6 protein-coding genes are annotated in these 8,595 nt (G+C 72.4%); 5 read left to right on the top strand and 1 reads right to left on the bottom strand.

What is annotated here, in order from left to right:
- Positions 1-511: 511 nt before the first annotated feature.
- The 3 genes from VN520_RS29905 to VN520_RS29895 are packed head-to-tail and all read left to right on the top strand — an operon-like array spanning position 512 to position 4,449.
- Positions 512-1,399, top strand: a complete 888-nt coding sequence (locus VN520_RS29905) for an ABC transporter ATP-binding protein (RefSeq protein WP_325750070.1) — start codon at positions 512-514, stop codon at positions 1,397-1,399.
- Positions 1,396-2,376 (top strand): iron-siderophore ABC transporter substrate-binding protein, encoded by a 981-nt coding sequence (locus VN520_RS29900; protein WP_325750069.1) that lies wholly within the window; start codon positions 1,396-1,398, stop codon positions 2,374-2,376. The genes VN520_RS29905 and VN520_RS29900 overlap by 4 nt, the downstream gene beginning before the upstream one ends.
- Before the next feature lie 6 nt (positions 2,377-2,382).
- Positions 2,383-4,449, top strand: coding sequence for an iron ABC transporter permease (locus VN520_RS29895; RefSeq protein WP_325750068.1), 2,067 nt, complete (start codon positions 2,383-2,385; stop codon positions 4,447-4,449).
- A gap of 79 nt (positions 4,450-4,528) precedes the next feature.
- On the opposite strand, the gene VN520_RS29890 is transcribed toward VN520_RS29895, so the two are convergent.
- Positions 4,529-4,984 carry a glutaredoxin domain-containing protein gene (locus VN520_RS29890; protein ID WP_325750067.1) on the bottom strand — a complete coding sequence of 152 codons (456 nt, stop codon included), beginning with the start codon at positions 4,982-4,984 and terminating at the stop codon, positions 4,529-4,531.
- Positions 4,985-5,636: 652 nt separating this feature from the next.
- On the opposite strand from VN520_RS29890, the gene VN520_RS29880 reads away from it, so the two are divergent.
- A complete protein-coding gene (locus VN520_RS29880; RefSeq protein ID WP_325750066.1) occupies positions 5,637-7,100 on the top strand; it encodes a glycosyltransferase in 1,464 nt (487 codons plus the stop codon).
- A 6-nt stretch (positions 7,101-7,106) separates the two neighbouring features.
- Positions 7,107-8,595, top strand: a 1,489-nt coding sequence (locus tag VN520_RS29875; protein ID WP_325750065.1) for a DUF6056 family protein, incomplete at its 3' end; no start/stop codon positions are given.

Raw genomic sequence — 8,595 nt, 5'->3', positions numbered from 1 at the left:
GGACGGCCCGCGGCCCGGGTGGAGCCCCCACCCGTCCATCCGGTCGAACGCGCCCGATGGGCTCCTCTTCGGCGCCGGGACCGGACGCCCGGGCCCCGGGCACGAAGCCACTACCGTCCCCGACGCCCGCGCCGCAGGCGCTCCAACACCGGCCGGTTTCGTCCTCGGCGGCAGCTCCCTGGCCATGAACCGCCCTCTGCACTTCGTCCACCGCGGCGGCAATCCCTCTCCACGGGCGCATCCGTCCCCGTCCAGGGCATCGAACCGGCCACCGCTCGCCGGGGCGGCTGCACCGTCGGCGGACCCGTCGGCCTCCCCCGGCTTCCTGGACCCGCAGGGCGGGACCCGGGCCCCGCCCACCAGGCATCGCCGGCGCCGCCGTGCGCGGACATCGCGGAAGAAGATGCCTGTGCGCGGAGCGGCAGAGCCGGCCGGCCGGCAGCTCCGGGGTTCTTCGCCGTTACGGAGGGGGTGGTCCAGCGTGCTGTAAGGGCAGGCTAACCTAAGGCGCATGAGAGCTGGTGAGAGCACTTCCCGTGCCGTGGACTCCCCTGTGCCGCGCGCACATGGCAACAGTTTGTCCGCCCACGGGGTGACTGTGGCGTACGGCCGGGTCGACGTCGTACACGAAGCGGCCATCGCCCTGCGGCCCGCCGAGGTGACTGCCCTCGTCGGCCCCAACGGCAGCGGGAAGTCGACTCTGCTGCGCACGCTCGCCCGGCTTCAGAGCGCGCGCACCGGCTCGCTCACGGTCGGCGCGGGAACGGACGGGGCCACGGACGGTTTCGCGCTCGGTGCCCGGGAGTTCGCGCGCCGCGTCGCGCTCCTGACGCAGTCCCGGTCGACGCCGGGCGGGCTCACCGTCCGGGACGTGGTCGACTTCGGCCGCTACCCCCACCGGGGCCGCTGGGGCCGTCCCGATCCGCGCGGCGCCGCCGCGGTGGACCGCGCGCTCGGTCTCACCGGTGTGGAGGACCTTGCCGGGCGGGGCGTCGAACAGCTCTCCGGCGGGCAGCTCCAGCGCGTGTGGCTCGCGAGCTGTCTCGCTCAGGAGACAGGCGTCCTGCTCCTGGACGAACCGACCACCTACCTCGATCTGCGCTATCAGGTCGAACTCCTCGACCTGATCCGCGATCTCGCCGACACCCACGGAATCGCCGTGGGCGTCGTCCTCCACGACCTCGACCAGGCCGCGGCTGTCGCCGACCGTGTGGCTCTGCTGCGCACGGGGCGCATCGTCGCCGACGGCGTACCCGAGGACGTGTTCACGCCGGAACTTCTGTCGGATGTCTACGGCATCCGCATCGACGTGGACACCGATCCCTCGACCGGCCGGCTGCGCACCCGCGCGATCGGCCGCCATCACACCAGATCCGAAAGGCTCAGCACCTCCTCATGAGACGCCACCTCCTCGCCACGGCCGCCGTCGCGGTCGCCGCTCTCTCCCTGACCGCCTGCGGGACCACGGAGCCGTCCTCCGACGACGCCGCGGCTTCCGGCAAGCCCGCCGGGAAGATCACTCTCACCGACGCCAAGGGCACGAAGGTCACGCTCGACGGCCCCGCCACGAAGGTCGTCGCCACCGAGTGGAACGTGGTCGAAGACCTGGTCGCCCTCGGCGTCGCTCCCGTGGGCGTCGCGGACGTGAAGGGTTACGCCGCGTGGAACACCGCGGCCCCGCTCACCGGCACTCCCAAGGACATCGGAACCCGCGGCGAACCGAGCATCGACACCGTCGCGGCCCTCACGCCCGACCTCGTGGTCGCCACCAGTGACCTCTCGCCGGCTGTGGTGAAGCAGCTCCGCAAGATCGCCCCCGTCCTGGAGATCAACTCCGCCGACGCCGCCGACCAGATCGGCACGATGACCGAGGGCCTCGACCTCATCGCGAAGGCCACCGGCAAGGAGGCCCAGGCGGACACCGTCAAGAAGGACTTCGAAGCGAGCCTCGCCGAAGGCAGGAAGGCGCTCGCGGACGCCGGTCTCGGCGGCGCGGAGATCGCCTCCGCCGACGGCTACGTCGCGTCGAACCAGGTCTCCGTCCGCGCCTTCACCGGTGGCTCCCTCCTCGGCGCCGTCAACGAGGAGCTCGGTCTGAAGAACGCCTGGACCGTGGAAGGCGACAAGAGCTACGGTCTCGCCACCACCGACGTCGAAGGGCTCACCGGCCTCGGCGACGTCCAGTTCTCGTACATCGCCAACGACAGCGACGTCGACCCGTTCACCGGGCCCCTCGCGAAGAACGCCGTGTGGAAGTCGCTGCCCTTCGTGAAGGACGGCAACGTGCACCGGATGCCCGACGGCGTCTGGATGTTCGGCGGCCCCCGCTCGATGGAGGCGTACGCCGACTCCCTCGTCGACGCGCTGACGAAGTAGCACGCCGTGGCCGTCATCGAGAAGACCGCGGCCGGCCGGGACCACTCCGCCGCGGCCGCGACGGGCGCGGTCGCCGTGACGGCCACGCTCGTGCTGCTGGTCGTGGTCCTCGCCGCCGTCGACATCACCCAGGGCACCGCCGACGTGGGCGCGTCCGAGGTCTGGAACGCGCTCACCGGCAACGCGGCGGCGGGGGACTCCTCCGTCGTCATCGCGTCCCGGCTGCCGAGGATGGTCGCCGCCGTCCTCGTCGGGCTGGCCCTCGGCACGGCCGGCGCCGCCCTCCAGGCGGTCAGCCGGAACGTGCTCGCCTCACCGGACACCCTCGCCGTGAACGCCGGTTCCTACCTGGCGCTCGGGGTGCTCGCCGTCACGGGCACCACCCTCCCCCTCCTCGCCTCGTCCGGCGCCGCCTTCGTCGGCGGACTCGCCGCCGCGGCGGTCGTGCTCGGGGTGTCCGGGCTCGGCAAGGGCAGCGTCCGCCTGGTCCTCGCGGGCAGCGCCCTCATGCTGGGACTCAACGCGGTGACCGAGGCACTGCTGCTGCTGTTCCCGCAGCAGACCGAGGGCCTCTACCAGTGGAACCAGGGAAGCGTGGGGCAGAACGGATTCACCGGCGTCGGCCAGATGGCCCCGGTCATCGCTGCCGGGCTTCTCGGGCTGCTGCTCGTCGCCCGGCGCGTCGACGCCCTGGCCCTGGGCGACGACGCCGCACGGGGGCTGGGCGTACCCGTCCGCGGGACCCGGGTCACCACGGTCGTGCTCGCCACCCTGCTCTCGGCGGCGGCGGTCACGATCGCCGGGCCCATCGGCTTCGTCGGCCTCTGCGCGCCCGCACTCGCCCGGCCGCTGGCCCGCCGGTTCCGGGGGCTGTCCCGCTCCCGGGTGAGCCTGCCCGTGGCGGGGCTCGTGGGCGCAGCGCTCGTTCTCGTCTCGGACGTGCTGCTGCGTGCCGTCGTACCCGCCGACACCGCCGTGGAGGTGCCGACCGGGGTGGTCACGACCGTGGTCGGTGGCGTGTTCGTCGTCGTGATGGCGCTGCGCACCCGTGACAGCGCCGCGGCGGACGCACCCGACCGGCTGCGCATCCCGGGCCGGAAGGCCTTCCTCGCGACCGTGGTCGCGCTGGCCGTCGTACTCGTCGGCGTGCTGGCCGCGGCGGTGCTCCTGGGTGACTCGAAACTGTTGCTCGGCGATGTCATGAACTGGGCGCAGGGCAGGGCGGGCAGGGCCGTCACCTTCGTCCTCGACACCCGGGTGCCCCGGGTGTCGGCCGCGCTCCTCGCGGGTGGCGCGCTGGCCCTGTCCGGCACCCTGGTGCAGGCCGTGACCCGCAATCCTCTGGCGGAACCCGGCGTCCTGGGAGTCTCCGGAGGCGCCGGTCTCGGCGCCGTCCTGCTGGTCACCACCGCCCAGTCCCCCGGCTCGTGGGCGGTCGCGGGAGCTGCGTTCGGCGGGGCGGCGGTCACTGCTTCGCTCGTCTTCGGACTGGCCGCGCGGGGCGGTTTCCGGCAGAACAGGCTGGTCCTGCTCGGGATCGGGGTCTCTTCCGCCGTGGCGGCGCTGATCAGCCTGGTCATCGTCCTGAGTGATCCCTTCGACACGACGAAGGCCCTCACCTGGCTGTCCGGGTCCACGTACGGGCGCACCATGCCCGATTCCCTGCCGGTGGCCGTCGCTCTCGCCGTCGGCATCGTCCTGGCGGTGGTACGCCGACGGGAACTGGACCTGGTGGCGCTCGACGAGGACACCCCGAGGCTTCTCGGCCTCGGTCTCCCCCGGGCCCGTCTCGGTTTCCTCGTCGTGGCCGTCCTGCTCGGCGCCACCGCGGTGGCGGCGGCCGGCACGATCGCCTTCGTGGGACTGGTCGCCCCGCACGCGGCGCGCGCCCTCGTCGGCCGACGGCACGTGCGGGTGGTCCCGGTGGCACTCATGCTCGGTGCCGTGCTGGTCTGCCTCGCGGATCTGGCAGGGCGCACGGTGATCGCTCCGGCACAGTTGGGAGCCGGGCTGATGACGGCCGTCATCGGTGCGCCGTACTTCGTCTACCTGCTGGTCCGCACACGGCGCTGACATCCCGGGGCGGGCCGCCGGTCGGAGACCGGTGACCCGCCCCGGGCCGGCCACCGCTCACCGCGCCGGGACCACACGTTCACCGGTGCTGCGAGGGACCGGACGTACGGGCCAGCTGTTCGCGCACCCATCCGGGATCGGGGTTGACGTGCGGCCGGCCCGCCACCACGACGGTCGGCACGGTCTCGTTGCCGTCATCGGCGGCCCTCACTGCCGCCGCCCCGGCCGGGTCACGCCAGATGTCGACCCAGTGCAGCCGCCGGCCCTCGCGGCCCAGCCGGATCCGCAGACGCAGGCAGTACTTGCAGCCGGCCCGCCAGTAGACGACCGGCCGGCCGTCGGCCGCGCTGCGGCGCTGTGCCTCCACCGCTCCCGTCGACCGCGGGAATGCCAGCGGCGAGTGCACTCCCGCGAGCAGGACGAACACCGCCAGCAGTGCGAGCGCGGTGCCGGTCACCCCCCTCACGACCAGCATGGTCGCGACGAGTGAGCCGGGGACCATGAACAGCATGGGCGGGATCCAAGCACGTGTCATGATCACGCAGGGTACCCGGTGGCTCAGGTCCGGTGGACCGCCCCAGTTCCCTCTCCGTGTTCTGCCACGTGCCGCGACGGGTGCGGCACGGCGCCGCTCCGGAGAGAAACAGCGCCACGTGCGCGTCACCCGCGAGAGGAACCGCCCATGTCCGTCCGCCGGGCCGTGCCCGGCATGGGCGTGGAGGTGGACGACGTGGGCACTGCCTACGCGGTGATGCGCCCGGGCGGGCCGGAGACCGTGCGCCCTCCGCAGGAGGAGGAGCGGGGAGTACGCCGGTTCTGCGTCCGTGATCCCCATGGCCGGGTGGTCGACGCGCTGGGCCCCCGCCGGCCCGCGGGCGCCGGTCATGGCGGTGCCCGCCTCGGTGGACCGGCACGAGGGCGGTGGTCAGCCGACGGTGGGCCTCCGTGGACGGTGCCGGCCACTTCCCCGGGACGACCCGGTCGTACCGCCCTGCCTCGTACCCCTTCCCCCCGCCGGCCCCGCCCCCTGCTCACGTGGTGTTCGTGCGCCGTTCGTGCGAAAGAGAAGGGCGGTCCGCGCGTTCGGAGCGGGAATGAGCAGGACCCCGCCGTTGGATGGGCCACGGTGATGAAACGGTGCGATCCGAAATCGAAGTCCCGAGTCCGAGGACGTCCGGAGGTGTCGCGTGAGCGGCCTTCAGCTGTCGGTCGTCGTGCCCTGCTTCAACGAGGCGGAGGGCATCGGGGCCTTTCACGCGACTCTGGTCGCCGTCCTGGAGGAACTCGGAGACACCTTCGAGATCTGTTACGTGGACGACGGCAGTCTCGACCGCACACGGCTGTTCCTCCACTCCTTCGCCGCACAGGACGAACGGACCCACTACACGGCGTTCAGCCGGAACTTCGGCAAGGAAGCCGCCATGCTCGCCGGTCTGCGCATGTCGCAGGGGGATGCCGTGGTGATCATGGATGCCGACCTCCAGCACCCGCCCGGGCTCATCCCCCGCATGCTCGAACTGCACCGGCACGGCTACGACCAGGTCATCCCGCGTCGCGACCGCTCGGGTGAGGGCGTGGTCCGCAGCACGCTCAGCCATGCCTACTACGCGGTCGTACGCCGATGCGTGGACGTGGAACTCCTCGACGGATCGGGAGACTTCCGGCTGCTGTCCCGGCGGGCGGTGGAGAGCGTCCTGTCCCTGCCGGAGAGCAACCGCTTCTCGAAGGGGATCTTCTCCTGGATCGGCTTCGACACGGTCAGCTTCCGCTACCGCAACAGCGAGCGCGTGGCAGGCCGGTCGAAGTGGGGAAGCAGGCGGCTGCTGAACTACGGCATCGACGGGCTCCTGTCCTTCAACAACCGTCCGCTCCGCCTGGCCATCTACACCGGTTTCTGGGTGTTCCTGTCGGCTCTGGCCTACGCGGTGTGGACGGTGGTGACCGTCGTGCTGCACGGCGCCGACACGCCGGGGTACGCCACTCTGCTCACCGCGGTGGTGGCCCTCAGCGGCATCCAGCTGGTCACTCTCGGGGTCATCGGCGAATATGTGGGGCGTATCTACCACGAGGCGAAGCGCCGCCCGCCCTACGTGGTGCGGGAGACCGACGAGGACTGCCCGGTGCTGTCGGACCGCCCTCCTGCGCCCGTCACCGCGGAGCTGAACGCACTCGTTCCCGCCCGGATCCGCGCCGCGCGCCAGTTCGGCAGTTTCGTCCTGGTGGGATGTGTGAACACAGTCGTCTACCTCAGCGTCTACGCCGTACTGAACCGATGGATCCCCTACCTGGCCGCTCATGTCCTCGGCTACGCGGCCGGTATCGTGTGCTCGTTCCTGCTCAACTCCTACGTCACCTGCCGGACGAAGCCGACCTGGCACGCGTTCGTGCGCTATCCGGTGTCGAGCCTCGTCAATCTCGTGGCGTCGGGGGCTCTCCTCCACTGGGCGGTCAGCGGTCTCGGCGTGGACAAGAACCTGGCCGCGCTCGCCGCCGGCGTCCTCGTCACCCCGGTCTCCTTCCTGCTGGCCCGGTGGGCGATCATGTCGGGCCTCCGCCCGGCCCCCGCGCCGGCCGGGGCACCCAAAGAGCCGCCGGTACGGCCGGCCGGCGAGCCGGTGCGCCGCCGCCCCCTCCACTCCGAGGACCGGTGAGCGCGGATGCCCGACAGCGCACCGGAATCCGCGGTCCCGGACCGGCCGGACGCCACGCGACGCCAGGGCCCGCGTGACCCGCGGGGCGTACCGGGACGGCCGGAGCACGGCACACGTCCACGCTCGCACACCTCGCTCTGGGTGAGCGCGCTCTGCCTGCCGCCCCTCGCCCTGCTCGTCGCTGCGGCATGGTTCGGCCGGTCCGTCCGGCCGGGCGCGGACGACTGGTGCTTCCTGCCCGTGGTGCGGGACGAGGGCATCACCGGCCTCATCGGCCGGTTCTACTTCCACGACAACGGACGGGTCGTCAACGCGGTGCTGGTGGGCGCCTATGCGAAGTTCCAGGTCGCGGGCCACCAGTGGTTCGGTCCCGTCAGCGGCGCGTTGGTCCTCGCCGTGCTGTGGGCTGCGACGGCCGCCGCGTTGCGGCGCTGCCGGATCACCGTGCCACGCGGGCTGCCGCTGCTGGTCGCCGCCATGGCGACCGCCCTCTTCCTGTTCGTCACGCCCAACACGTACAAGACCTTCTACTGGCCCGCCGCGTCCGTCTCGCACACGATGCCGCCGGTGCTGGCCTGCGCCGCGCTGATCCCGTTCCTGGTGGCCCGCTCCCCCCGGGGCAGGGGCGCGGCACTCACCCTCGCCCTGCTCGCCGGTGCGGCCGTCAGCACCCTGTCGGAGGAAACCGCCGTCGTCGTGGCGGTGCTGCTGGTCACCGTCCTGCTCCTGAGCGGCCGTACCGCCGCCGAACCCTCCCGTTCCTTCCTCCGCCTCTGGTGTACAGCGGGTCTCACCGGCGTCGCGGCCGGGGCCCTCGTCCTGATCACCTCGCCCGGCTCGAACACCCGTCGGGAACGGTTCGGGGCGGGTACGGGGTCCTTGGCCGCGCCGGAGTCGCTCGCCGCCTCCCTGCGCGGCTTCGCGGAGATCGCGTACTCCGTGGCGACCACCTGGCAGTACGCCGGAGCGGTCGCGGTGGGAGCGCTCATCGGTCTCCTGTGCCTGGGTCCGGACGGCAGGCCGCCCGCCCTGCCCGCCCGGTGGCCGCTGACGGCCTGTGCCGGAGCGGCCGCGCTCCTCGTGTCCGGTTACCTCTGTACGGTCATCACCTATCCGGTGTTCCAGGAGCGTGTGAGTGCTCCCAGCGCCAACCGGCTCCGCAACGACTACCTCTTGGTGTATGTGGCCCTGCTCGTCGGCGCCGGCACACTGCTGGGGGTGGCGGCCCGGCAGCGTGCCTGGCGGACCGTCCCTCTGCAAGCGGCGTGCGCGGTGCTGTGCGTCCTGGTCTGCTTCGGTCCGGCCGTCGCGTTGCTCGACCTCGACGCGGACATGCGGACGCGAGCCGGGAAGTGGGATGCCCAGGACCGGCGGTTGCGCGAGGGTGCGCGCGCCGGCGCCAGGGTGCTCCCGTACGAGCGGCTGGTGGTCAGTCAGATGCTGGAGCCGTTCAGCCGCCAGGGACGCTCGTACTGGCCCGGAGGGTGCGTCGCCG

Source organism: Streptomyces sp. (genome assembly GCF_035563135.1).
Lineage (GTDB): Bacteria > Actinomycetota > Actinomycetes > Streptomycetales > Streptomycetaceae > Streptomyces.
Note: the sequence above shows the minus strand (reverse complement) of the source record. Positions and strands in the feature narration are given on the sequence as shown.